Consider the following 25922-nt stretch of genomic DNA (forward strand, 5'->3'; position numbering starts at 1 on the left):
GACCCGGACATCCGGTACGTCGGGCAGGGGTGCGTTCATGGCCGGTCTCCTGCGTGCTCATTCCACGGCTCGCCGGGTGGTGGGGGGTAGGGGGGCCTGTCCGGCGCCGGGAGACCGGGTCCGGTTCGGCTTTGCCGCCAGCTGCCACCTGGGACCGATCTGCACACAGCGCGACCTGCACGAAAGGTTGAAGCCGCTCAGTCCCAGCGCATCTGGCCGTTCATGCCGGGCGCGCTCTTTGCGGCACCTCTCTGTAGCTGCGCGGAGCGAAGGGAGATCAGTTCGTCGAGCAAGACCAGAAGAATACTCAGGCATGACGTGCGGTGGCGCGCGTCGAATGTTTCGACCCGGACGTTGGGTGCAAGGGCGAGCGCGGTTCCGACCTGCTCGCTGGTGTGGAGTCTCTGTCCGTAGAAGCAATTCACGGCGACTATGAAGGGCAGCCCGCGTTCCTCAAAGAAATCGACGGCGAAAAAGCTGGATTCGAGTCGCCGGGTGTCGACCAATACTATGCCGCCCAACGCGCCGTGCAACATATCGTCCCACATGTGCCAAAAGCGCTCTTGGCCCGGGGTTCCGAACATATAGAGCACCAGATCATCCGCCAGGGTGATGCGTCCGAAGTCCATGGCCACTGTGGTGGTCGCCTTGAGTTCGACAGCGCTTAGGTCATCACTTTCGATGCTCCTCTCCGTAAATACCTCCTCGGTGCGGAGCGGCGTTATTTCGCTGACGGAGGAGACCATGCTGGTTTTTCCCACACCGAAGCCGCCTGATATAAGAATCTTGACTGCTTCCGGGGCGTTATCAGAGGCGGTCAAGGCTGTCCCTCACCTTCCACAACAAATCGAGATCCTCACTCGGCCCCGAAGGAGGGGAGGGCGGGTGAACAAGGATCAAGCCGGCATCGAGCAGGTCGGACAACATAATGATGGTGACCGACACGGGCAGGCCGAGTTGAGCGGAGATCTCCGCCACAGCGGTCGATGGGGAGCAGAGCTCAAGCATGCGACAGTGTTCCGGTAGGAGATTGTCGCGGCGTACCTGCCACGAAGGCACTGAGGTGACCATGGTGAGAAGCGTGAATACATCACGGGTCGGTGCCGTGCGGCCACCGACGAGTGTGAAAAGCCGCACGAGATTGGCGGTGCCGCTGCTTGGGTCCGGCCCCTCACCCTCAGCGCTCACGTTCATCGCGATGAGGCGCCATCCGCTCCCGTAGCCGGCCGCCATACCCGAGGTTGGGTGGTCAGCAGTGCGCCCAGCTTCTTGACCAGCATGTTCATCTCGAACGCTACGATTCCTATATCGGCCTCGCGGATGGTGAGCACGGCCAGATGTGATCCGGAACTCGCCGAGGAGAGCATCAGGAAACCGTTCTGCATCTCGATGAGCGTCTGAAGTACTCGCCCTCCCTTGGTGTCGTCGGATATGCCGCGGCTGAGACTCATCACTCCGGAGACCGCTGCCGCCAGGCGCTCCGCCGCCGCCCGGGAGAAGGAGGTCGACCTGCTGATGACCAGCCCGTCCTGTGCCACGATCACGGCATGGCGTACGTCGGCGACGACTTGGACCAATCCTGTGAGTAGATCGTCGAGCTGGTTCTGGGCGTGTGGTGTGTGAGCGGTGTCTGGGGCCATGGTGGGTCACCTCCATTTCGTCTTGGAGCTGTCTTCTCTACCGCGGGGGGTCAGGATGTTTTGGTCCCGCATGCATTTCTCGAGCGTGGCCTGTGCCGCGTTGGAACGCCGACATGGTCATTGCCGCGCGGTCCGCTGCAAGCGGCTCTTCCATAGGTGCCTCGGGCAGCTGCCTTGTCACAGTGCCGCGACGCCGCGACTCCGGCCCGCGTGAGTGACGTGCAGATGTGCGTTGCGGCAGCGGGGGAGCCTCCCGTCTGGGCCCGCCGGCGGACCCCGATGGGACGCTCGTCGAAGGGCTCTGCGGGCGCGGCTTCTCCCTCTCTGCCGCCAAGGCCACGCTTCGAGCCACGGGCCGAGCGGGTGCGGAAACGCCGGAGGCGGGCGTATCTGCCTTATGGACAGGTGCCTCGACGCGAACGGAGCAGGAGTCCTCTTTCGCCTTTCTCACAATGACGGAAGACGGGATCAAAACGATGGCAGACGTACCACCGTAAGGTGATGATCGAACGGTCACCCTGATGGCATGCAAGGAAGCAAGTCGCGAGACCACGAACATGCCCAGCCGGATGTCATCAGCGAGAGCGAGCACGTCAAAGGGAGGCGGCTCAGCCAGTTTTCTGGTGAGCTCCTCGTACTCCTCCTCCGAGAGTCCGAAACCTCGATCCTCGACCTCAACAGCCAGGCCTTTGCTGACCTCTTCTGCCCGGACCCGCACGGGATAGGCGGAAGGGGAAAAACGCGCCGCGTTCTCGATGAGTTCGGCCAGTAGGTGCGTGATGTCCGAGACGGCGGATGGCTTCAACTGCAGATGCTCATCGGCATGCAACTTGATCCGCTGATAGTCGGCAACCTCACCTACGGCGCTGCGGAGCACGTCGATCACGGGTGCAGGCTCGGTGAAGCGACGTCTGGGCCTGCCTCCCGTCAGAATTGCCAAGTTCTCCTCATACCGACGGATCTGGCTGGCCTGGGAATCAAGCTGGTACAACTCCTCCAGCACTCTGGGCTCTTGATGCCGCCGCTCCATTTTCTCCAGCAAGGTCAATTGTTGGTTCGTGAGGTTTTGGGTGTGCCGCGCAACGCCCAAAATTGCTTTCTCGAATCCGCGACGCGCGTCCGCCAGTGCAACAGCACTGCGAACCGACGTCCGTTGGGCCGAGTTGAACGCCTGCGCCACCTGACCCAACTCGTCTTCTCCATAGTCCAGTTCTGAAACTTCACGGGTGACATCGATCGCCTCGCCGCGATTGAGGCGGTCCACCAGGGCCGGCAGCCGATGCTGCGCGAGATCGATGGTCGCCTGGCGCAATCTGGCCATACGTCGTGAGACCGATCGAGAGATACTCCAGGACAAGAGCGCTGCGGTGAGCACGGCGGCAAGTCCTGCAGCACTGGTGGTGAACCCTTGGCGGAGTCTCTCGTCCGACTTGTCCCGCATAAGATGCGTCAGGTCCTTGGCCTGATTCTGGGTCAGCTGCTGCAACTCGTCACCGACTTTGGCCATGCATTCGTTCCACTCCTCGGCTGTTTTCGGCGGATTGATTTGTGTTGTGCCGGACGAGCTATTGCTGGCTGGCGTGCCCAGTACGGCTGCAATCGTGTCCGAGACGACGTCCCAAGCCATACTGTTGGTGATGCGCTTCAGATCCGACCGTCGGATGCCAGGGAGTTGATCCGGCAAGCCCTCGAGCAGATAGTTCTGCGCCCCCACTGCAGCCGAGAGTTGAGCTCGTTGCCCTGCTGTCAAGCGACCCGTTGCCACGGCCGGACCGAGGGCGGCGTCGGCCAGTTGTACCTGCTCCTGCAGACTCACCAGTGCAATGAGTGATTTGCTGCCGATGACAAGTTCGCTGTCGTCGGCCCAGGAAACCGCGTCGAATGCACTGGTCGACGTACTGATCACTTTGGTGTACGCGGCGACGGCTCGACTGCGGCTCACGCGAGACTTGTCGATTTGTTTTCGCAGATCATCGAGTGAGAAATGGTTCAGGGAGGACATCACAGGGGCTGTACTCTTCTTGATATGGTCAGGAGCATTGTCGATCTTGGATTTCTGGCTTACCAGCGCGGACATGGCTGCATCGAGTACGCGCCGTTGGGAAACGAGAGCGGAGCGGGATGAAGCTGATGGGTCCGCCATCCATATCGCCGTAAGGGCACGCTCCCTCTGCAGCGCGTAGAACATCTTGTAGCCACTGGTGCCGAAGGATTTAGCTAGGTTGGCGGTCCGCCGCAGTTGTATGCCCTCTGACAGGCGATGGCTGGTTGTCTCCGTCCACAACCCCGCCAGTGCAAGGCAGGGAACGAGGGCGATCAAAGTCAACGTCGTCCGGATCGATCGCTTCCGGAGTCTGGAAAGTATGCTTGCCATCGCGGTCCCTGAATAGTGTTGAAAGCATCCGAATCCGGCGGGCTGTCCGGAAGAAAATCTCAAAACTCTTGATGGTGCTCGTCATCAGGCCGCGGCGTCGAGCCTTGGGGTGCAACCGGCCGGACTGAGCTGCAGATGATGGACTTTGATGATGCGTTCGTCAGGGCCGATAACAGATCGTGAGGAATGCCGAGACGGCCGTGCCGAGGGGGTGGCCAGGCTGGTCGTCGTTGTCACGGCCTTGGAATTCTCGGGCCGAGCGAACCGTCTGCCGTGCTCGCGCTGGAGGATCGCAAACCCGAGGGAAGACGTGGGGGGACGTCGTTGCCGTGCAGTCGAGCTCCCAGCAGGGCGCGTTATGGACGTCGGCATTGACGCTGACGGAAGTCGGATGAGTCTCGTAAAGGAACACTGGGCCTACTGCGATGTGTGGGGGAGTGGAGTGGCAGGAGCACGATCCGCAAGGAGTCTGGTCGGTAGGCCTGACGGTCCCGAAGGAGAGAATCGTGCTGTGCCGTAGCGAGTACCGAAATTCTCTTATGCATGGCGCAAGTCACGGCAGTACGCCTGAATCTCCTGCAAGGAGACGACGATCTCCACCACCGAAACTCATAATCAGTGGCGGATCCGCCATAAAAAGGCCAGGCGATCACTTGACTGTTGGTCGGGTCTCTGTATGAGCACAAACCCAGGGGGTCGCGGCGGTCCTGGATGGATGCTGATCTTGGTGGGCCAGACTGATCTTGCTTCGTGCATGACCACACGGGGTGCACGTGGTGGAGGTGTACAGGGAGCTCATCGTCGGCACCGATCTCGTGCCCGTGGTGTGGGCGGGCGAGTCGTGTGCCCCGCGTGCGGGGTCGTGCTCGCGCTGGGGACACGGCCGGCCCCATAAGGTCCGTGGTGATCTCAGTGCTCGGCTGTTCGCACGTCCTCGCCCTTTGCGGTGTACGGGCAGCCAGGTCCCGCACCTGCTGCTGCCGGACACGGTCTGGCCGCGGCGTACGGATGCAGCCGAAGTGATCGGAAGAGGGCTGAAGATAGCGCCCTGGGCACCACCAGGCCGCTGCCCGCCTTGGTCCGGCCGAGGGAAGGGGCCGGCGGGGCTGCGCCGGTTCCGTCGTAGGTCGGAGGAAGTGTGGCGGTACCCCACCGTCGAAGAGACCGCCGACTACGTCAAGCGTCTATCACGATTATCGACCGTCAGGGCACGCCGTTCTCCGAGGACGCTGTCGAGCTGATCCACCTCACCAGCCGCGGTCTGCCTCCTTCGGTGAACAACATCGCCTGGCAGCCTCTGATCGCCCCCTTCACCGAGGAGAAGGGCATCCTCAAGGAGCCCCCATGTCGCCATCGAGAGCGGCGAACCCCGAGGCGAAGGCGGACGCTCTACCACCGTCGGCGAGCTCACGCCCACCTACTGGTCATCTGCCGACCGTCTCTTTCATGATCCGTCTCGGCTGACCCAGCCCGCCGGGACCACACAAGCAGTCCCCATCATTTGGTGCGCCGGTGCCACCGATCTGGCCTGACCGACCCGGCACGCCACGGGCCCCGGGGATAGGCCGATCAATGTCATCCCGGGGCCCATGGTGTATGGAGTTGTACAGTTCAACGACGTCGCGGTCGTGACGTCACGCCGCGGTCTCCACCCCGGCCGATGCCGGCCAGCGCGAGCCTGTCCTTCATGAGCTTGGCTTCGCTCGAAGGCGGACTCCCTCTCCATGGTCTTGTGGTTGGGGACATGGTTGCTATCCCCGCGCCAGAGGTTCGGTGCCATCCAGGAGGTGCAGCCAGCGCTGCAGGTACTCCTCGCAGGAGGAAGAAATTTCGGCGGATGTGCGCGGCCGGCCAGCCTGATGTCGTCATTTGCACGCTGCCGAGGCCGGCGTCGCGTCCGCGTGCGGTAACCTCGCCCACCAGGATCGGGACACGTCTTCAAAGTCGCCATGTGGCTGGCCCGCAGGAACCCGCCGGGGATCTGACTGGAAAGGTCGGAGGTCATGGCAGAGCCTTCATAGGGGGAAGGTAGCCGGCGGAGGCCTTCTCCACCGGAAACCCCCTACCCAGCCCAGCACAGCGCAACGCTCTAAGGAGCGCATGCCCGTTCAGGCAGATCGCACGGCTGGCCCGAACTCCGGAGGCCGAAGCCGAGGCGGAGCTGGCGTTCGCTACCGAGCAGAGCCGCCGCTGGTTCCGCCACCACCCGACCGGCGCCGACGCCATCGCCGCTGCAACGGAGGCCGTCGACATTACGCGGGAGCGCACCGCCGCGTACCTGCTCACCACCCGGCTGCAGCACCTGCGTAAGCAAGCCGCCGACGGCCACCGGCACGGGGTCGTCTTCAGCGCAGGCGTCCGAGGCGGATGGCGCTGATGCGAACCTGTTGGTCGCTGATCTCGTACATCACGCGGTAGCGCCCCACGTGGATGCGCAGTACGTCGCTGCTCCCGATCGCGTCCTTGGGCCTGGGGTTCTCCGCGAGCTGGTCGACGGCGGTGAACAGCTGCCGCACCCCGTTGGGGTCTTCCTTGGCCAATCGCTCGGCGTGGGCGAGGGCCTGGGGCTCCCAGATGACCTCGTAGCTCACGCCTGACGGTCACCGAAGACACGGCGGTATGCCTCGCTGTGCGGCACGCCGGCGTTCTCGCCGCGGGCCCTTGCGGGCGCGGAAGGCCGCCAGGGCTCGTAGCTCCGGGAGTTCCAGGGCGTCGGCGGGGCTGACCAGTATGGCGACCGTCTGGCCGTGGTCGGTGATGGCGACCTGTTCACGGGTGGCGCTGACTTCGCGCGCAATCGCGCCCAGGCGGGCGCGGGCTTCCACGATCGAGTACGTCGTCTCCGTCATGCACACCACCCAACGCAAGTGTGCACATGGCGTCAGCCCTTGTCGTCACGCTGCACAGCACTCCCAAGGCATTTGAACGAGACCGACGTTCGACCGTCGAAGCCGACTCGGTACACGCCCTTCACCACTGCCGCTACGGTGGGTTGAGCCCAGCATGAGGAGTGCGGAATGACTGCCCAACCCGACCACGCCTCCACGCCCCCGCCGGTCCCCGGGCCGGCAGCCGCGGCCGAGCTACTCACCCGTCTGCGGAACCATCCGCGCGCCTCTACATGGGTCCCGGCCTTTGAGCAGGCGTGGGCGGCCGCGCTGGAGGACTCCCGGCACAGCTACAGCCTCACCCCGTGCATCGACGTCGTCCGCGCCTGGCAGGCCCGACTCGCAGCCGCCCCCGCCGTGCAGGCCTTCATCTCCTCCGGTCGAGATGACTCCGAAGGCATCGCCCTGGACGATGTCCTCGGACCTCGCCGGTGAGCGACGCGGCCTGGCAGGCCCGCCTCTCACCCCAGGCCCTGAACGCCCTCGACGAACTCCCCGACCATGCACGGGAGATGCTCCGCGACGTCGTGGACATCGCTGGACGTGACCCCTGGAGTTTCCCGGCCTTCGACAGCCGTGATCCCGAGGGCGAAGACGTCCGTTCTGCCTCGGTCGGCCAGCTCACGGCCGTCTACTGGGTCAACAGGGCAGCTGCTCGCCTCTACGTCGTCGACATCGTCTGGCTGGGCTGATCGCACCCCGCCATACGGGTGCGTTGTGCTTCGTAGGTGGGCTGGCGGGCCTGTGGTGCGCGGTCGGGGGGCGTCAGCGGCGGGTGGCGAGACGGTAGATGAGGTAGGTAAAGCCGAGGATGATGGCGCACGCCACATTCGTGTTCCTGTACCGGGGGGACAAGATAGTGCAGCTCGGTTCTCTGGTTTTCGACAGTCAGGGCACGAAAATCCTCTCCTTCGAGAAGCTCGCGAATCAGATGAAGGCGATGAAGGCCGACGGTGTTGTCGTGAGCTCGGAATCGTGGTTCGCCGAGCCCACCCGCAAAGAGAAGGAGCTGGGCATCCTGCTCTTCCCACCACGTGTCCGCTGGACCGACTAGAGGCGCTCACCGTATACGTCGCGACGCGGGACGGCCGTCGGGCAGGGGGCAGATGTTCTTGGTTGCCCGCGGCCCCGAAGGGCAGACGACTTGCTCCGAGCCGCAGGGCGTTGTCTACGCGGTAGCCCATACCCTTGCTCCTGTTCTGAGGATGTGGGATGAGACAGGGCAGTCGGCCAAGTACAGAACCGGTTCAGGCCCAGGTTGCGGAGGGTGTTGCATGCTTGAGGGCTTGGACGCAGGCCTCGCCTGCCGAACTGTCTTGGGCCCGAGAGCTGGGGGCGGGCAGAATAGTGGGCTTCCTGCTGTACACCGACTACAGAGACCTCAGCCGCACCGAACTTCTACTCGCGCGAGCCCAGGGCGTTCACCGACAACAGGGAGACGGCCAGCGGCCGTCTGCGCGAGGGAGCATTTCGAGGTGAGGGTCAAGCCTGTGCAGGGAAGGACTGGCCGAGCGCTCGCGTGACGTTCCCGCGAGCGGGTCTAGGAGTGGTCGCCCCGGGAACGGGGCTTTTCCTGTTCTTTCAGGTGCATGAGCTGCGTGTCGTATTCGGTGGCCATCTCGGCGATGCTGGCGGCCCACTCGGCAAGCTCGTGGGTGAGTTGGGCGACTGGCCTGCAGGTGGCCAAGGGCTGCCGCGGAAGCGCTCCAGCGAAGGAAGAGGCCGGCTGGTCCCGAACGCCAGGGCGTGGTAGGCCTCGGAGATCGAGATGATCGCGCCCATAAGGCCCTCGTCATGATGCCGCGCCAGCTCCTGCCTTCGGGGGCGGTTTGCACCGCGTGGCTCAGCGGCGGACAGGTCGCCGCGCTTGGATCGACATCCCAGGCCGGCGTGTTTCTGCGCCGGCTGGGTCTCCTGGCGGGTGGGCTCAGCTGGTGCTGCTGGGTGGTGAGCGCTTGTTCCTTGAGTAGGGCCACGTCAGCATGCCGCTGCCCGCTGCTGAAAGGCGAAAGGCCTTTGGCGGCGGGCAGCGGTGATGGTTGGATCATGGCGCCGGGGGGTTACCGGTATTCCGTGCCGATGTTGGTGGAGCGGTCTACCGCGGCGCAGGGGGTGTGCAAGCGGCTGCCGGTGGTGGTGAGGGTGAGGTTGTTGGTGTTGTTGCAGGTGTTGTTCTGCCGGCCTTCTTGGGCGATGTTCTGCTGGAAGATCTCGGCTGTGGAGTTCCCGCCGGTGGTTTTGGCTCCGCCGCCGATGTCGGCGGTGTGGAGGTTGACGGAGCGATCCACTGTCTGACAGCGCATGTTCGACCGGCTGTCGCCCAGGTCGGTGGTCCCGGCCGGTAGGTTGTGGTTATTGCAGGAGTTGTTCTGGCGGCCTTCCTGAGCGATGTTCTGCTGGGCAAAATCGACCCCGGTGCCAGTGGAGCCGCCTTCGGCTCGGGCGCCGCCGGCCTTGACGAAGGTCTTGCGGTTGAATGAGAAGTCCTTGTTCCCGCAATGACTCTTCACCCGCGCGCCGTCCACGTTGATTGTCCCGCTGGCGATGTTGATGTTATTGCAAGTGTTGTTCTGGCGGCCTTCCTGGGCGATGTTCTGCTGGTACATGTTGATGTCGCCTCCGCTGCCGCCGTGGGCGCGGGCGCCGCCGCCCTTGGTACGGGTGTGCTTGTTGAAGGAAGCGTCCTTGTTGCCGCACCGGCCCTGGACGCGGCCGCCCTCGGGCACCGTGATCGTCACGTCGTTGGTGTTGCTGCAGGAGTTGTTCTGCCGGCCTTCCTGGGCGATGTTCTGCTCGTTCATATCACTGTCGCCGCCGGGTGTGGTGAAGCCGCCCTGGGCTCGGGCGCCGCCGCCCTTGATGTATGTGTGTTCGCTGAAGGAAGTGTCCTTGTTGCCGCACCGGCCCTCGACGTGGCCCCCGGTGACCTCAAGCGGACTGCTAATGCGCACGTTGGTGTTGTTGCAGGTGTTGTTCTGCCGTCCTTCCTGTGCGGTGTTCTGCTGAGGCCCGGCACCTCCTGTGGTGGAGCCGCCTTGGGCTCGGGCGCCGCCGCCTTTGATGTGGGTGTGTTTGCTGAAGGAGTTGTCTTTGTTGCCGCACCGGGCTTTGACGCGGCCCCCGGTCACCTCGAGCGCGTCAGGAGAGTCCGCGCTGGAGCTGTTGCAGGTGTTGTTCTGCCGTCCCTCCTGGGCCACATTCTGCCCGTTGAGACTGACTTCCCCGCTGGAGCCGCCGTGGGCTCGGGCGCCGCCGCCCTTGATGGACGTGTGTGTGGTGAAGGAGGCGTCCTTGTTCTCGCAGCGTGCTGATACCCGGCCGCCTCCGGTCACCGCGATGGGCTCGAAGGCCGTGAAGCTGGGGCTGTTGCAGGTGTTGTTCTGCCGACCTTCCTGGGCGGTGTTCTGCTGCGTGACAGCTTGGCTGCTGGTGCTGCCGCCGCTGGTGCCGCTGTGGGCTCGGGCGCCGCCGCCCTTGATGGACGTGTGTTTGGTGATGGAGAGGTCCTGGTCGGTGCAGTGGCCCTTGACCCGGCTGCCCGAAACGGTGATGCCCGTCGCGTTGACGTTGTTGCAGTTGTTGTTCTGCCTGCCGCGCTGGGCGGTGTTCTGCTCGGCCAGGCCCGTCTCCGATGCGTCGCCGCCTTCGACTTCTGCGGGCCCGTTGTGGATGCGGGAGAAGGCGGTCAGGGAGCCATCGGTGGTCACGCATCGGCCCGTTGCCCGGCTATCTGTGAGCGAGATCGTGGCATCCTCCATGTTGGGGTTGTTGCAGCTGTTGTTCTGCCGGGCGGACTGCGCAATGTTCTGCTGGAAGAGCGCCCCGCCTGTCGTGGATCCTCCCTCCGCCCGGGCCTTCGCCCTCCCCCCATGCGCGGGATGGTGGCCCTTCTCGGCCGCTTTCGCCTTTCCTCCATGGCCGGGGCCGGTCTCGGCGTATGCCGCCCCGGATCCAGTTACACCCCATCCGCTGACTGCCAGGACCAGCATCGTGGCTGTCGCGATCCTGTGTACTCGCACCCGGGTGCCTCCTTGTGTCTATGAGTGATGATCCAAGCCATCTCCCTTCCTCAACCGTCACTCCGTGCCTTCCGTCATGGGCCCATGGTGTTCCTCACCCCAACGGCGCAAATCACCTTTCTATTGAGCGACTAGCGCCAACTGAGAATGCAGCCAGATCTCAGTTTTTTGTCAATGGCCTTGAAGTTTTTGGTTCTTCGGCACTTTCCGTGAAGCGAGTTGGTCAGCGCACGAGGAGGATGCGTCTTGGTAGCAGGGGTCGAAGCCGGCCCTCTGTGCCCGACCCGGTGCCACTCCTTGACCGCCTGCGCCAGGAGATCCAGGGTCGGCACGAGCCCAGAATGCGCCCCTGGGCAGCATCTCGCGAGCAGCGAAAGCGACAGTGAGTGTCCTCCCGGTATCGCACGCGGAAATCACCTGCCCACACAGCCCGTTGGTCGGAATCCCTCGAGCGGGATGTCGAGGCCGCGTTTGTTGGCGTCAACGGTCTCAATATGGTGCGCGCGCGGCTCGATTTTCTTCATGACCCGAGGAAAGCCCCTTCTTCCGGAATGTGGCGCGCAATCAGAAGGGGAATCCATGCGAATCTGCATGCGAGTGTCACTGGATCTGCAGTCGGTGTCAGTAGCCATCTGGAGGCCATTGAACTTCGGGTCTGAAGCCTCTCGTGACATCCGGATGCCGTTTGGTCAGTGACATCGTCGTGCCTATCGTGATGGGCGTCGTGGTCTTTTCACTGTGTGGGGGCATCTGGGCTCGGTGAACCGCCGGATGCGCACCGCATGTCCGGTGGTGTGAGAGGAGGGCCGGGCGACCCGGCCCTCCTACTCGATTCTGGCAGCCGCGATACCCGCCCGTGCACCGGCAACGCGCTTGCGCGTTCGACGGAGCGCCGTTGGCCCACTGGATGACCGAACGCCGGATGTGTCATCTGCTTCCGGGGGAATCCATCGGATATGTACGACAAATGCTTCCCGTGTGGAGAGTCGCTCCCTGCCGGGCGGCGCCTGCGGTACCACCCGCGGCCACGCACGTACAGGCAGGCCGCACACCGGGCCCGAAAGCGGGCTGCCGCCGCTGTGCGCGCCCGTGTGGCACTGCTCCGGATCAACCAGGAGATCCGTTCTCGGTGTGAGGGGATGGAACTGCTCCAGGAGGACCTGACTATCGGAAAGCGGCCCGGTGTTCGGCCTGCACAGCTTGGCCGCCGTTGACTTCCAGGAACTGGTCAGAGAGCTGGTCAGATGCGCGGTCATCGCCGATCGGGAGGCGGGGGCAACCTGGGAGCAGATCGGCCACCCGTACGGCCTGACCGGCGATGCGGCCAGGGCCCGTTATGGCCGGGCCTGCCTCATCTGGCCGCCTCCCCGGCGGACGTTACCGCGTGCTGTACGGGATCAGTGACCAACATGTTCGCGACCGCGTGATCCACCTCGAACGCCTGCGCTGAAGACGACCGCCGGGTTGTGCTGGTGGTTGTCGGCGGTGCGCAGCTGTTGCAGCCGGGTGGTGAGCAGGTACGGGGTCGCGTGACGTATCACGCCGGTGCGACTGTCCGGAGTAATCCGGTCGGCTAGCCCATTTCTTCGTGAGCATTTATGCGTTGGGCGTACAGGTGGGCGGCTAAGGAAACCGCGCGAGACGCATCGGAGGCGTTATGAACGGCAAACGAGTGAGAGCTGCAGCCATTGCTGTGGCTGCGGGCGGATTGATGTCCATGACCTGCGGCCCTGCACTTGCCGACGGCCCTCGCGCCACCGCAAGCGGCGGCAGCGCTACGGTGGGCAATCTCAGTCAGCAGAACATCTCCCAGGGAGGGCGGCAGAACAACAACTGCACCACGGCTAACGCCCTGACCGGCGGCCGGCTTCTGGGGCGCTGCGTCACCGCGGACGGCTCGCTCAACAAATACGACATTGTTCATACCGGCCCTGCCCATGCCTCCGGTGGGAGCGGCACGGTGGTGCTCGAGCAAGCCATCGCGCAGCGCGGCCGGCAGAACAACAACTGCGCTATGGCCAACGACGTTCTCATCCTGGGCAGCGGGGGTGAATTGCGTGAGAGATGCGTGAACCTGGACGGCTCGCTCAACAAGCACACGGTCTCCAAGGGAGGTGGCGCCCGCGCCGAAGGCGGCTCCAACATCGCTGCTTTGAATCAGCAGACCGCTGCCCAGGCCGGTCGGCAGAACAACAACTGTGCCAACCCCAACAACACCGGCTTCGCGTTGGACGGCGGGGAAGGCCGTGGGTGGTGCGTGAACAAGGACGGCTCCCGTAGTAAGCAAGCGATCACCAAGAACGGCAGTGCCCGCGCCGAGAGTGATGCCAGCACAGACATCCTTGGTGCAAATCAGCAGGACACTGCCCAGGAGGGGAGGCAGAACAACAGTTGTGCCAATCCCAACTTCTCCAGCCTGAACTCGGTTGCGGGCGAGGTGAACGGGAGGTGTGTGAACCTGGACCGCTCCCGCGATAAACACACCGTTACCGAGGGTGCTGGCGTGCGTGCCACGAGCGGCTCCGGCAATGGCCTGCTGAGGCGGCAGGGCACCGCGCAGGAGGGACGGCAGAACAATCACTGCGTCAACCTCAACAACACAACGGTCATCCCCCAAGGCGACCAGGCCAGGGAGCGGTGCGTGAACCTGGACGGTTCGCTCAACAAGCACACCGTCACTAAGGGAGGTGGCGCCCGCGCCGAAGGCGGCTCCAGCACAAGTGGCGGCGCTACCCAGGTCAATCAAGTAAACACCGCTCAAGAAGGGCGGCAGAACAACAACTGCACCAACCCCAACTTCTCCCTCCTCCGGCCGAACGGAGGCAAGAGGGAGTGCGTGAACCTGGACGGTTCGCTCAACAAGCACACGGTCTCCAAGGGGGGCGGCGCCCGCGCCGAAGGCGGCTCCAGCACCGGCCTTGGTCTGGCCAATCAGCGAAACACCGCACAGGAGGGGCGGCAGAACAACAACTGCGCCAACCCCAATGACACCGAAGACCTCCTGGGTGGAGGTGGAGGCAAGGTGACGGAGCGGTGCGTGAACCTGGACGGTTCGCTCAACAAGCACACCGTCACCAGGGGAGGCGGCGCCCGCGCCGAAGGCGGCTCCAGCACAAGCGGCATCACTGCCCAGATGGACCAAGTAAACACCGCGCAGGAGGGCCGGCAGAACAACAACTGCGCCGACCCCAACAGCCTCGACTCGACGCTCTCCGGCAGCCGGGTGGAGAACCTGTGCAAGACCGTCGACCGCTCTAAGAATGCGGGAACGGCAGAGGAAAGGGGAGCCGCAGAGGCTGAAGGCGGCTCCAGTGCGGGTCAACTATTCCAACAGAACACCGCCCAGAACGGGCGGCAGAACAACAACTGCAGCAATCCGAACAACCTCACACTCACAGCAATGGGTAGCCGCACGCAGACCCGGTGCATCGCCGTGGATCACTCAACCAATATCGGCACCAGCGACAAGTGAGCCACCGGTGCGCGAAACGCACCGGATTCCTGTACCAAGCGGGGCCCCCACAGCCAGCGCTGTGGGGGCCCGCCAAAACGGCTCGGTACTCAGCCGTGATTCTCCGCAGCATCGCTGTGGGAACCCGATTGAGACGGACATCGACACAACCGCTCGGGCCTGCTCCGGCCACGTGGCCTCCCCAACGCTTGTTGGCCAAACAGCGTGGGTCTTCGAAGTTGAGCGGGGTGTGCCTTCGGGCATCAGGCAGCACCGTCACTGACGGTCAGTGGGAGGTGAGTTGGGCCCCTCGATGCAAGACCGCGTTCGGCGCTCCGTCTCGGTGCTCGCCGCCCGGGTCTGCGACGCACATGCCGCCCGCTTCTGGCTGCCGCTTGGCTACGGCGCCTGGGAGTCGTACTGCTATGCGGAGTTCGACATCAGCCGCGCACAGCGTACCGGCTCCTGGACGTCGCCCGCGCACTCGCCGCGATCCACGACGCCGTCGCCGCGCGCACCGAGACGCCTCGCACGCGAGAGTAGCTCGGGTGTGGCGCCAGTTCGAGGACGAGGCGACGGGACTTGTTGCGGCATAAGTTGGGAACCAAGCTTCGGCTTGGCAGGAAGTTCCGACCCCCGGTTCCGCGGCTCAGGCCCAGTCGAATCCGATTGCGGCGAGTTTGTCCGCGGTGAGCTTGGCCCGCCTGCTCTTGCTTACTGAGGAACACTCCGAGTTTGACCTCGGTCCCGTCTTCCAGCCGCCCTACGTGGCCCCTGGCACGGTCACCGAGCCGTACGCGCCCTTGTTCTGTGCCAGAGCCGCTACGCCCCGTTCGAAGGCCCCAGAGGCAATCCTGGGCGCCTTCACGGGCGTCTCCTGCTCCGACGTTACTGACTTCGGCTCGTCAGACATCTCATCTTGTCTCGTGTCAAGCGGACGTAGGTTGAGGTTGGGCATGGTGGGCCCAGGCGGCGACTTCGTCGTAGTGGGTGCGGTCTTGAGGCAGCCGAAGAGACCGCCGAACGCGAGCGAGAGCTTGTACAGCACCGGCCCGAACAAGGCCACATCGTCCATCGAGGCCGCCATCTCCTTCGGCAGCGCATCCCGCACCCCCTCGGCCACCTCCCAGTGCGGGGGCCGCTCCTGCCAGATCCGCGGCATCGCCGCCAGATACAACCGCCGCAACGCCGGAATGACACCCCGGTCATGAATGACCGCCCACGCCTTCCCCATCAACCCACTGGTGTGGTGCGCCTCATCGACCATAGCGAGAACCAGCGGGGCCAGCTGCTGCCCGTAGACGCCCTCGAAGGCCCCCTGCCAGCACACCCAGCGACGCGTACTCGCGTAGATGGTCACCGGCCCCGTGCCATGCCACAAGGCCGGCTGCACGGGGTTGGTGATGGAGCGCACCCGCAGGTTCCACATCTCCGGGTCGTCCCCGAGGCTGCACACCGCGACCGCCGGCCCCTTTGTGCCCGACCCGGTGCCATTCCTTGACCGTCTGCGCCAGGAGATCCAGGGTCGGCAGCAGCACGAGAATGCGCCCTGCGGGGGTAATCCGCTTGGCGGACGCCGCCGCGATGATGGTCTTGCCTGTGCCGCATGCGGCGTGCACCTGCCCGCGCAGGCCATGGAGCGGAATGCCACCCGGCGGAACATCGAAGCCGCGGATGATTGCGGCCACGGCCTCGATCTGATGGTCACGCAGTTTCACGACGAGATCCCGTAGGCCAACCGTGTGTGCAGCTCTGGCCCCTGCCTTGGGTTTCTGGTGTTTAAGCGAGTCCACTCGTAGTCGTCCTCCGCGTCCCATCCGGCGTCGCGGTTGCCGTCGAGCACGTCGTTACCCCGTCCTCGGTGAGGACTTCGCGCGTGTCGTTCATGGCCCGCATGATGCCCCGCCGACTCCTGCCTCCGGCGCGGTTTTCACCGCGGCGGTGAACAGATCGCCGCGCTTGGGATCGACATACCCGTCGGGAGTGTTTCCGGTGCCGGCTGGGGGCAGGCGGGTGGGCTCGGCTGGTGCTGCTGGGGCGGTGAGCGCTTGTTCCCTGAGTAGGGCCCGGCCGGCATGTCGCTGCCCCTCTTGCTGAAGGTGTTGTGCCTTCAGCAAGAGGGCAGGGGTGATGGCTGGATCACGGCGCCGGGGTGGTTACCGATATTCGGTGTGGATGTTGGTGGAGCGGTCGGTGGCGGTGCAGGGGGTGTGCGAGCGGCTGCCGGTGACGGTGAGGGTGAGGTTGTTGGCGTTGCCGCAGTGGGTGTTCTGTCGGCCTTCTTGGGCGGTGTTCTGCTGGAAGAGGTCGGCTGTGGCGTCTCCGCCTGTGGTTTTGGCTCCGCCGCCGATGGTTTTGGTGTGGTGGTTGGCGGAGTGGTCGACCTGCTTGCAGTTCACCTTGTACCGGGCGCCCTGGGTCAGGGTGATTTGTGAGTGGTTGAGGTTTCCGCAGCTGGTGTTCTGTCGACCTTCTTGGGCGATGTTCTGCTGGAACGCCTCAATAGTCTCGCCTGTGGTGTTGCCGCCGTGGGTTCGGGCGCCGCCGCCCTTGATGAGGGTCTTGTGGTTGAAGGAGTGGTCCTTGTTCTGGCAGTGGATCTGGGCCTGGCCACCGTCCACGTCGAGGGCGGGGGCGTCGGAAATGAGGCTGCCGTTGATGTTGGCGCAGGTGTTGTTCTGTCGGCCTTCTTGGGCGATGTTCTGCTGGCCGATCACATTGACGTCGCCTGTGGTGTTGCCGCCGTGGGTTCGGGCGCCGCCGCCCTTGATGAGCGTCTTGTGGTTGAAGGAGTGGTCCTTGTTCCCGCAGTGGACCTTGGCCCGGCCGCCGGTGACGTTGATGTCTGGGTCCTGGTTGGGGTTGGTGCAGGTGTTGTTCTGTCGGCCTTCTTGGGCGGTATTCTGCTGGCCGAAGTCAATGCCCTCGCCTGTGGCGTTGCCGCCGTGGGTTCGGGCGCCGCCGCCCTTGATGAGGGTCTTGTGGTTGAAGGAGTGATCCTTGTTCTGGCAACTGCTCGCTAGCCGGCCACCCTCGCTCACGTCGATGGTCACGGCGTCGAAGTCGTTGGGGCGGTGCAGTTGTTGTTTTGCCGGCCTTCTTGGGCGGTGTTCTGCTGAGCCACAGTAGCGGTTGCGTTGCCCCCGTGGGTTCGGGCGCCGCCGGCCTTGATGAGGGTCTTGTGGTTGAAGGAGGCGTCGTTGTTCCGGCAACGGCTTTCTAGCCGTCCGCCGTCAACCACTTCGATGTCCCCATCAGCATTTGGGTTGTTGCAGTTGTTGTTCTGCCGGCCTTCTTGGGCGGTGTTCTGCTGGTTCGCATCGGCGGTTGCGTCGCCGCCGTGGGCGCGGGCGCCGCCGCCCTTGACCCACGTGTGCTTGCTGAACGAGCCGTCGTTGTTCCCGCAGCGGCCATCCACCCGGCCGCCTTCACCCCCAGAGGGGTTGATGTCCGAGAACGCGTTTTGGTCGTTGCATTTGTTGTTTTGCCGGCCTTCTTGGGCAATGTTCTGCTGGCTCACCGTGGCACCGCTGCCACCTTCGGCGTGAGCGCCCCGGCTCTTGACCCACGCGTGCTTGCTGATCGAGTGGTCCTTGTTCGCGCAGCGGAATGTTCCCCGGCCCTCTGTCACGGTGAAGTTCGAGTCGTTGGGATTGGTGCAGTTGTTGTTCTGCTGGCCTTCTTGGGCGGTGTTCTGCTGGTCCACGGCGCCGCCGGTGCTGGAGCCGCCTTTGGCTTGGGCGCCGCCGCCCTTGACCCACGTGTGCTTGCTGAAGGAGAAGTCTTCATTCCCGCATCGCGTCGTCAACCGGCCCCCCGTCACCGTGATGTCTCCGTTGGTGTTGGGGTTGTTGCAGTTGTTGTTTTGCCGGCCTTCCTGCGCCACGTTCTGCTGGTCCACATCGGCGGCTGTGTGGCCTCCTTCGGCTCGGGCGCCCGCGCCCTTGACGTGGGTGTGCTTGCTGAAGGAGAAGTCCTGGTCGGTGCAGCGCCCCTCCATCCGGCCGCCGTCGTTCACGGTGATGACAAGCCTGTTGGGGCTGTGGCAGTTGTTGTTCTGTCTGCCTTCCTGCGAGAAGTTCTGCTGGTTCACGTCCGCCGTCGTGCTGGAGCCGCCTTCGGCGCGGGCGCCGCCGCCCTTGACCCACGTGTGCTTGCTAAACGAGCCGTCCTTGTTCCCACACCGGAACGCCGCCCCACCACCCCCAGTCACCGTGAGGTCCGAGACGCCGTTCGGGTTGTGGCAGTTGTTGTTCTGCCGGCCTTCCTGCGCAAAGTTCTGCTGGAACAGATCCGCACCCACGCCTGAACTGCCGCCCCGGGTTCGGGCGCCGCCGCCCTCGAGATGGGTGTGTTTGCTGAAGGAGGCATCTCTGTTCCCGCAATGCGCTGCTACCCGGCCCTCGGTCAGGGTGATGTCCGATTCGTTAAAGTTGTTGCAGTTGTTGTTTTGCCGGCCTACCTGCGCGACGTTCTGCTGCTCCACATCAGCCAAGGTCACGCTCGTGGCGTTGCCGCCGTGAGCGCTGGAACCGCCCCCCTTGACAAACACATGCTTGCTAAAGGAACGGTCCTGGTCTGCGCAGAGGCCCTCCACCCGGCCACCGTCCAGGGTGATGGCAGAGTCGTCAAGGTTGTTGCAGTTGTTGTTCTGTCTGCCGCGCTGGGCGGTGTTCTGCTGAGCCAGGTCTGTGCCCGCCGAGCCGCCCTGGGCATGGGCAGGGCCGTTGTGGATGCGGGAGTACGCGGTCAGGGAACCGTCGCTGGTCACGCACCGTCCCGTCACGCGGCTATTGGTCAGCGACACCTCCCCCTCCTCCTCCACGGTGTCGCTATTGCAGTTGTTGTTCTGCCGGGCGGACTGCGCAATGTTCTGCTGGAAGACGCCCGCGCCGGTGGAGGATCCTCCTTCCGCCCGCGCCTTTACCTTCCCATGGACGGGGCCCTTGCCAGCGGCCTTCGCCTTCCCACCTGCCTGGGTGGGGCCGTTGTCGGCGTACGCCGCTCCGGATCCTGCTACGCCCCATCCGCCAACTGCCAGGACCAGCATGGTGGCTGTCGCGATGTTGTGAGCCCGCACCTGGGTGCCTCCTGTGTGCCTGAGAGTGATGTTCCAAGCCATCTCCCTTCCTTGAACTTCCACTGTGTGCTTTCCGTCATGGGGCCATGGTGTTCCTCACTCCAACGGCCCCACTCCTCCAGTTCTTCGCCGGGCTTTGGGCTCCGGGCCGACTGGGGCATTTTTCCGCGCTCCGGGAATTCCCGGGGTCGTTGGCGGCTATTTCTGCGTTGAGCTCGATTAGCGCCAAGAGGTGCACCAGGTTGTGTGAGTAGCGGGTGGTTGCCAGCAACGCGCGTACCAGTTCGGCGGATCCCACCGCTGGGCTCGCGCAGTGGGGGACAGCTTCCAAGCGGCTGATGGAGTCCGCCCTCAAGGGCGAGATCACCGACCACCTCGGCTGTGACAAGCATGATCCGACCGGCAGGAACGGGGGCAACTCCCGCAACGGCAAGCGCGGCAAGACCGTCCTGACCGACGTTGGCCCGGTGGAGATATCCGTGCCCCGCGACGGGACGGCAACTTCGAACCGAACTGGAGCGGTACCAGCGCCGCACGGCCCGTCTGAGCAGGCATGTGAAGGTCGTGGTCAAGGAGTTAGCGGGTCCGGCGGGGGCGCGGTTGCTGGCGATACTCGCGGTGCGCTTGTCTCGGCACACGGCCCTGCGCGCCCTGTTGCGCATCCCGTTGCCCACCGACGAGGACGCCCCGTGTGATCGGCGTCGACGACTTTGCCCTGCGCCGGCTGCACCGCTATGCCACCGTGGTGATCGACGCCGAGACCCATAAGCGCGATCGACGTGCTGCCGACCGCACTGCTGACACACTTCAGACGCGGCTGCGCGAGCATCCGGACATCGAGGTCGTGTGCCGCGACGGCTCAACGACTTATGCCGAGGCCGTCCGCCGCGCCCTGCCCGACGCAGTGCAGGTCGCAGACCGGTGGCATCTGTGGGACAACCTGTGCTAAGCCGCCCTCAGCGAGGTCAAGGCGCACAGCACTTGCTGGGCCACCGTGCTGGACGCACCCCTATATGACGGGCCCCGCGCACAGACCACCCTGGAACGCTGGCACCAGGTCCATGACCTCCTCGACCAGGCGTGGGCCTGCTCGAATGCGCCCGCCGCCTGCGGTTGGCCCTGAACACCGTCAACGCTACGTCCGCGTCGACCGGCCCGAGCGGATGCTCCGCGTTCCCAATATCGCGCCAGCCTCGTCGACCCCTACCCGCGAGCAACTGCGCAAACGCCGCGCGGAGGACCCCGCCGTCCCCGTCAGGTATCTCTTCGAAGAGGTCAAGGCCCTCTGCTTCACCGGCTGCCTGAACCTCCTGCACAAGAACATCAACCAGGGCCGCGCAGACGTCGACCGCAGCCACATCTTCCCGCGCCGGCTCGCTCGCATGCTGCTGACCAGGCCCGAGAACCTCAAGGCCGAACATCACGACCTCTTGGCTCGGCTCACCGCAGCCTGTCCCGAGATGACCCAACTGGCCGCCAGCATCGGAAACTTCGCTCAGCTTCTGACTCCTCGCGAAGGAAATGCCGACGGGCTCTCTCCCGGGATCGTCCAGGTCCGCGCAGCCCCGATCTGCCCCACCTGCACGCCTTCACCCGAGGCCTGGAGCGGGATCGCGACGCCGTGACCGCCGCACTCACCCTTCCATACAGCAACGGCCCACCGAGGGTGTCAACACGAAAACCAAGCGGATCGCACGCCAAATGCATGGACGAGCAGGCTTCACCCTCCTTCGCCACCGCATCCTCCTCCGATAGCAGCACGACCTGTCACCACCGAAAGTGAGACAGGGCCGTTAGCTTTACAGACCCGTTCCTTGGCCCACATCCGAAGGCTTCGCGAGCGCTGTCGCGGATAGCCCCAGCACCGGGCAGATCAGGCGCCGCACCTGCACCGACACCGCGACTCGCCGGCCGTCCACCGGCAGATCCGCCACCGTACGCTTGTGGAAGCCATGCACTCTCGCGGTCGGCGTCCCGAACTTGGGGCACAGCACCGCCTGGTGCCGGGTTCGCGCTGACAGGCGGATCACCTCACCCTGGTCCGTCATGTTCTCAACGTCCAGTGCCGACAACCCAGAAAACACGGTCTCCGCAAGGGAGTTGACGTCGCGCATGCAATGCCAACGACCCTGGTCACGCTTCGTCACCACCGATTACGGGACAGAGCCGGATTCGTGATGAGTCCCGCATATCGCCGCGTTGAAGTAGCTGCGCAGTTCAGGAATCGGCCCGGACACCCCCAGTGGCAGGTGCGGCTCGATCAACTTCCACTCTGGATCGGTCAGATCGCCACCGTCGTTCCAAAGCAGTGGGGGTGAGGTGGGTGAGTTCGTTGAGCAGGGCGTCGGCGATGGCTTTCCAGGTTTGCGATGCTGCGCGGGCAATGCCACGTTCGCCAAGGCCGGAGCGCAGGGGTGCGTCGTGGTAGAGGCTGAGCATCAGGCGCGCGGCGTGATCGACATCGGGGGGTCTCGCCCAGGCGATGCAGTCGCTGTCCAGAGCAGGAATGCGTAGGGGCGCGTCGATGAGCAGGCCGGCGTCGCCGACGACTTCGGTGATGGCGCTGTTGTCGGTGGCGATGATGGGCAGCCCGGCCGCTTGCGCTTCCAGCAGCGGCATGCCGAATCCCTCGGAGAGCGAGGGGAGGAGGAACACGTCGCTGGCCCGGTAGAGGTCGGCGAGTTGGGTTTCGGACAGGAAGTTGCGGACGATGTCGTAGTCGTCGGTGAGGCAGACACGGTCGAGCAGATCGCTGCCGTGGAGCAGTTCAAGCAGCCGGTGGTCGACATCAGTGTGCAGGTACAGGTAGGAGGCATCGCCGGCCGCGGGATCGAGTGCGCGGAACAGCCGGAACGCCTCGATGGCGAAGTGGACACCCTTGCGGCTATTGTTGCGGCCGACAAAGAGGAACAAGAATCCTGTCGAATCCCAGCCCAGTTCAGTCCTCAGCGCTCGCTGGTCACGGCTACCGATCGGAGTGAACACCTCGGTATTGACACCCAGCGGCAGGACAGCGACATTGGGGTTGTCGCGACGCAGTTGCCGCGCCCCGAACTCGGACTGGCACAGTACCCGCGTGCACACACTCAGCACGATCTGCCACGGGCGGGGATTGGTGATCCGCTCAAAATTGACGGGAAACCAGCCCAGCACCGGAAGATGTGTCTCGGCCAGCACCGAACCCAGCTGCATGAAATGGCCGATCTCCCCGACCAGCAGCACCACGTCCGGGCGTACGTCTGCCATCACCTTACGCAGCCGTGCGGTGCTGTCGGGCTCATTACCGCCCCAGTGCAGACGAACGTCGTCCACCTGTTCCGGTCGCTGGCCATCGACCCCGGGGTCGAGCACGAATTGATGGAGCTCGAACCGCCGCTGCAGCACACCGGTCCGGTACAGCTCAGCCAGGATGACCGCGAAACTCACCCGGGTCAGCGGATTCGCACCGAGCGTCAACAGCCGCCAGGGACGACCCGCCCGGCTCGCCCCGTCCTGGGCATTTCCCTTGCGGGTGCTCGCGCGCCGCTTCTCGGCGACGACCTTCACGGCCTGGCCATCAATGTGGGCCATAGTCGCGTGGGTGGCCGCGTCGAACTCCGGCGGGCGGGCCGGCGGCGTCGAGTGAACGGTCGGTGCGACTGTTTCCAGATGATCCGTCACTTCTTATCCTTTGAGCCAGAAATGGGCGCAAATATGGAGCATAGATGTGGGGAAGTGTCCGGGAGTCATGACACGACAGCGATGTGCAGGGACGCGTCCTCTGTCCACAGGCTCTCGTCCCAGTCTCCCCGCACGGATGCACACACGCGACACAAGCTCAGTTCCTGCTTCCGGCGTTGCCGGCGGGGATCGTGTTCCTGGCCCTGGGCGACCACGTCCACCCGCGCTCGGGCTGGCGACAGGGCGGCTTCAAGTTCCCGGTAGGAGCGGGCCGTCGGTGGTGCCCCAGATCCAGACGGCGTGTTCGGGTGTGTCCCGGATCCCTCGGGCGGTCTTGGTGATGTTGTCCGCTCCAAGCAGCCGCATGACGATGGCCAGGTTCCGCAAAGCGGCCATCGCCCGCGGCGCGCTGCCGGTGTGGACGGTGGAGGCGTCCTCGGCGAACACCACATCTCTGACATGGTGGCTGGTATTTTCGATTCCCCAGCGCCCGCGCACCTATCCGCCCAGGTCAGCAGGGCTGGCCTGTGGGAATCGAGGCCGGTGACGGCGTAGACCATCTCCCGGGTCTGCCGCTTGCCGCTCTCTTGGCGGCGCCGGCGGATGCGCAAGGCCAGCCGCTTTTCCGGGAAGGCGATCCCGCCCAAGTTCGCCGCGACAGCCATGGTCTTGACCGAGCGGGACTCCCGACGCCCGTGCCCCCTCCCGGAGACGGTGTGCGCTACGGGCACCTGCTCCCAGGGCAGGGCCTTGACCTGGGCCAACGCGGTTGGTTGATTTCCCTTGATCACCGCGATGTAGTGGGCCTTCTTCTCCTGCACCAGCCAGCGCACCTGATCCTTGACGTTTGTGCAGGGCGTCGAAGGTGACCACGGCGCCGGCCAGATCGAGTGGTTTCAGCAGCTCGGGCGGAAAGCGGCCGTCTCGTTGGTCTTGGCCCCCACCTCCCGCAGGCCCAGGGTGACGGCGGGGACGTGGGTGACGGCGGACAGCAGGTGCCGGTGACACTGCGGTCGGTACCCGGAGCCGGACAGCGCCTTGCCGTCCACCGCGATCGCCGGCCGCGGCGCCGAGCCGGTGTCGCCGGCAGCGGTGTGGTCGCGTTCGGCCAGGTAGGCGCCCATCGTGGCGTCCAGGACATCGCCGTCGAGCGCGGCCAGGAGCCGGGTGAGGGCGGTATGGGACGGGGGGCGGCGACGGCCGGCAGGTGGCGGCGGATGCCGAGCTGTTCCAGCACCGTGGTGGTGGCGCGCTGCCCTCACTCGGTGATTTCGGTGATGGTCCGGGCGCCGGAGACAACTGCGCAGCCGCAGATCAGCAGCAAGCCGACCAGGGGATACCACCGCCCGTGCCGCGAGCGCGGGTCGGGTACGCGCTGGAGGTGGGCACGCACGCGGCCAGTGTCGTGCTGGCGGAGGGGGCCCAGTTTCGCCAGGACGGCAGGGACTGGGGAGGATGGATCGGCAGGCACGGGACGTCAAGGTGATCAGCTGGCGTAGACACCCTGATGATCACCGGTCTCGTGCCTGTGCTGTTGGCGCGTCAACTCCTGCTGGGCGCGGACGATCTACGCGATCCCGGAACTTGCAACCGCCCTGGCTGGCGGTGGTTTCTAGCCTCTCGCTTTCATGAGCGTGCTCGTCCATGGTATCCACACACGCTGTGTAGCCGACTGGTGTTGTAGAGGCCGGTGATCCAAGTGGCGATCTTCAGCCGCGCCTCGGTGCGGGTGGTGAAGGTGCGCCGGTGGATGTACTCGACCTTGAGCACACTGTTGAACGCCTCGCTGACAGCATTGTCGAAACACGAGCCGACACGACCCATGGACTGGGTCACGCCGAGCAGGCGGCAGGCCCGTCTGAAGCGCCGGGACTGGTATTCGCTGCCGCGGTGCGAGTGGAAGATCACGCCCCGGACGTCGCCGCCGCGGGTGGCCGCGGCGAGCCCCGTCATTTCACGAGTACCGCGCATACGTCGTCTCGCGGCACCATGGGCGCCATCACTGCGCAGAGTGACTACGAGGGGGAACAGCGAGCACTCCGGCCACCAGTCCGGGCTCCGCGACTATCGGCCCGTTCGCCTGCTGCTGAGGGTCGCAGCGGGTGCAAGAGCCCCTGTGCCGGGGCGGCTGTGGTCCGCGGGGGGAGGTGGGGTGCGTGTCGCGGCGTTCAAGGGCTCTGGTCACGTCCGCTGGAGTGGTGTATCGACGGCCACTCGGTGATCTCGTTTTGAGGCTATGCGGTGAGTTCGGTGGGCAGGATGGACTCGTCGGTTTCTGACTCGATTGGGTGGAGGCGGGCCTTGGCCAGCAGGTCGAGTCCCATGTAGCGGCGGGCGTCCGTCCACTCGTCGTTCTGTTCGGCCAGGACGGCGCCGATCAGGCGGATCAGGGCGGTGCGGTCGGGGAAGATGCCGACCACGTCGGTGCGGCGGCGGATTTCCTTGTTCAGCCGTTCCTGCGGGTTGTTCGACCAGATCTGCCGCCAGATCTCGCGCGGGAAGGCGCTGAACGCCAGCAGGTCGTGCTGGGCGGTGTCCAAGTGGGCTGCGGCTTTGGGGAACTTGGCCTCCAGTGCGTCCAGGACGTGCCGCATCTGGGCCTTCACGGCGTCCGTGTCGGGCTGTTCGAAGACGGTCCGCAGCAGGGTGGCCACCCACGGCTGGGCCGACTTTGGAACCTGACTCAGCAGATTTCGGGCGTAATGAAGCCGTAAGGAATCAACTTGTCGGTGTGTCGTCTTCACTATGTGCGGCGGCGAGGAGCTCGGTGGCCGATCGGTAGCGGACTGTCGCCGGAGACGGGAGAAGCC

18 protein-coding genes and 5 pseudogenes are annotated in these 25922 nt (G+C 64.9%); 6 read left to right on the forward strand and 17 right to left on the reverse strand.

Going from position 1 to position 25922, the window contains the following annotated elements:
• Positions 1–197: 197 nt before the first annotated feature.
• The 6 genes from AB0M26_RS28320 to AB0M26_RS28345 form a co-directional block, all read right to left on the reverse strand.
• Complete coding sequence (locus AB0M26_RS28320; RefSeq protein ID WP_365265319.1) at positions 198–821, reverse strand: ATP/GTP-binding protein; 624 nt, start codon at positions 819–821, stop codon at positions 198–200.
• Positions 808–1188: a DUF742 domain-containing protein gene (locus AB0M26_RS28325; RefSeq protein ID WP_365265321.1), complete on the reverse strand. Its 381-nt coding sequence runs from the start codon at positions 1186–1188 to the stop codon at positions 808–810. The genes AB0M26_RS28320 and AB0M26_RS28325 overlap by 14 nt, the downstream gene beginning before the upstream one ends.
• Before the next feature lie 2 nt (positions 1189–1190).
• Positions 1191–1640, reverse strand: a complete 450-nt coding sequence (locus AB0M26_RS28330; protein WP_365265323.1) for a roadblock/LC7 domain-containing protein — start codon at positions 1638–1640, stop codon at positions 1191–1193.
• A 37-nt stretch (positions 1641–1677) separates the two neighbouring features.
• A complete protein-coding gene (locus AB0M26_RS28335; protein WP_365265325.1) occupies positions 1678–4014 on the reverse strand; it encodes a nitrate- and nitrite sensing domain-containing protein in 2337 nt (778 codons plus the stop codon).
• A 2345-nt stretch (positions 4015–6359) separates the two neighbouring features.
• A complete protein-coding gene (locus tag AB0M26_RS28340; protein ID WP_365265327.1) occupies positions 6360–6605 on the reverse strand; it encodes a type II toxin-antitoxin system RelE/ParE family toxin in 246 nt (81 codons plus the stop codon).
• 9 nt (positions 6606–6614) lie between these two features.
• On the reverse strand, positions 6615–6863 hold the full coding sequence (locus AB0M26_RS28345) for a type II toxin-antitoxin system Phd/YefM family antitoxin (RefSeq protein WP_365265329.1): 249 nt from the start codon (positions 6861–6863) through the stop codon (positions 6615–6617).
• Positions 6864–7031: 168 nt separating this feature from the next.
• Between AB0M26_RS28345 and AB0M26_RS28350 the strand changes: the two genes are divergently transcribed.
• The 3 genes from AB0M26_RS28350 (at position 7032) to AB0M26_RS28360 (ending at position 7956) form a co-directional block, all read left to right on the forward strand.
• On the forward strand, positions 7032–7337 hold the full coding sequence (locus AB0M26_RS28350; protein ID WP_365265331.1) for a DUF6247 family protein: 306 nt from the start codon (positions 7032–7034) through the stop codon (positions 7335–7337).
• The gene (locus AB0M26_RS28355) at positions 7334–7594 is read left to right on the forward strand and encodes a hypothetical protein (RefSeq protein ID WP_365265333.1); all 261 of its coding nucleotides are present in this window, start codon (positions 7334–7336) and stop codon (positions 7592–7594) included. The genes AB0M26_RS28350 and AB0M26_RS28355 overlap by 4 nt, the downstream gene beginning before the upstream one ends.
• Before the next feature lie 119 nt (positions 7595–7713).
• Positions 7714–7956: a hypothetical protein gene (locus AB0M26_RS28360; protein ID WP_365265335.1), complete on the forward strand. Its 243-nt coding sequence runs from the start codon at positions 7714–7716 to the stop codon at positions 7954–7956.
• A 1006-nt stretch (positions 7957–8962) separates the two neighbouring features.
• Here the strand turns inward: AB0M26_RS28360 and AB0M26_RS28365 are convergent.
• Positions 8963–10921 carry a hypothetical protein gene (locus tag AB0M26_RS28365; RefSeq protein ID WP_365265337.1) on the reverse strand — a complete coding sequence of 653 codons (1959 nt, stop codon included), beginning with the start codon at positions 10919–10921 and terminating at the stop codon, positions 8963–8965.
• A 1717-nt stretch (positions 10922–12638) separates the two neighbouring features.
• Between AB0M26_RS28365 and AB0M26_RS28370 the strand changes: the two genes are divergently transcribed.
• Complete coding sequence (locus AB0M26_RS28370; protein ID WP_365265339.1) at positions 12639–14393, forward strand: hypothetical protein; 1755 nt, start codon at positions 12639–12641, stop codon at positions 14391–14393.
• A gap of 1003 nt (positions 14394–15396) precedes the next feature.
• Here AB0M26_RS28370 and AB0M26_RS28375 read toward each other — a convergent pair.
• The 3 genes and pseudogenes from AB0M26_RS28375 to AB0M26_RS28385 all read right to left on the reverse strand — a co-directional run.
• Positions 15397–16051, reverse strand: a pseudogene (locus tag AB0M26_RS28375) (DEAD/DEAH box helicase family protein); the annotation flags it as partial.
• Between the two features lie 477 nt (positions 16052–16528).
• A complete protein-coding gene (locus tag AB0M26_RS28380) occupies positions 16529–17425 on the reverse strand; it encodes a hypothetical protein (protein WP_365265341.1) in 897 nt (298 codons plus the stop codon).
• On the reverse strand, positions 17422–19494 hold the full coding sequence (locus AB0M26_RS28385) for a hypothetical protein (RefSeq protein ID WP_365265343.1): 2073 nt from the start codon (positions 19492–19494) through the stop codon (positions 17422–17424). Before AB0M26_RS28385 ends, AB0M26_RS28380 begins: the two co-directional genes overlap by 4 nt.
• A gap of 284 nt (positions 19495–19778) precedes the next feature.
• Between AB0M26_RS28385 and AB0M26_RS28390 the strand changes: the two are divergent.
• Positions 19779–19943, forward strand: a pseudogene (locus tag AB0M26_RS28390) (transposase); the annotation flags it as partial.
• A 22-nt stretch (positions 19944–19965) separates the two neighbouring features.
• Positions 19966–21207: pseudogene (locus tag AB0M26_RS28395) on the forward strand (ISL3 family transposase); the annotation flags it as partial.
• Positions 21208–21311: 104 nt separating this feature from the next.
• On the opposite strand, the pseudogene AB0M26_RS28400 reads toward AB0M26_RS28395, so the two are convergent.
• The 7 genes and pseudogenes from AB0M26_RS28400 to AB0M26_RS28430 all read right to left on the reverse strand — a co-directional run.
• Positions 21312–21536, reverse strand: a pseudogene (locus AB0M26_RS28400) (transposase family protein); the annotation flags it as partial.
• 133 nt (positions 21537–21669) lie between these two features.
• Entirely contained in the window at positions 21670–23112 is a 1443-nt protein-coding gene (locus AB0M26_RS28405) for a glycosyltransferase (protein ID WP_365265345.1), read from the reverse strand.
• A 249-nt stretch (positions 23113–23361) separates the two neighbouring features.
• Entirely contained in the window at positions 23362–23562 is a 201-nt protein-coding gene (locus tag AB0M26_RS28410) for a hypothetical protein (protein WP_365265347.1), read from the reverse strand.
• A 446-nt stretch (positions 23563–24008) separates the two neighbouring features.
• On the reverse strand, positions 24009–24374 hold the full coding sequence (locus AB0M26_RS28415; RefSeq protein ID WP_365265349.1) for a hypothetical protein: 366 nt from the start codon (positions 24372–24374) through the stop codon (positions 24009–24011).
• The gene (locus AB0M26_RS28420; protein ID WP_365265351.1) at positions 24371–24505 is read right to left on the reverse strand and encodes a transposase family protein; all 135 of its coding nucleotides are present in this window, start codon (positions 24503–24505) and stop codon (positions 24371–24373) included. Before AB0M26_RS28420 ends, AB0M26_RS28415 begins: the two co-directional genes overlap by 4 nt.
• A 233-nt stretch (positions 24506–24738) precedes the next feature.
• Complete coding sequence (locus tag AB0M26_RS28425) at positions 24739–25065, reverse strand: integrase core domain-containing protein (RefSeq protein WP_365265353.1); 327 nt, start codon at positions 25063–25065, stop codon at positions 24739–24741.
• A 281-nt stretch (positions 25066–25346) separates the two neighbouring features.
• Positions 25347–25823: pseudogene (locus tag AB0M26_RS28430) on the reverse strand (transposase); the annotation flags it as partial.
• Positions 25824–25922 lie beyond the last annotated feature (99 nt).

The sequence above is a fragment of the Streptomyces sp. NPDC051776 genome, from assembly GCF_040681345.1.
Classification (GTDB): Bacteria; Actinomycetota; Actinomycetes; order Streptomycetales; family Streptomycetaceae; genus Streptomyces.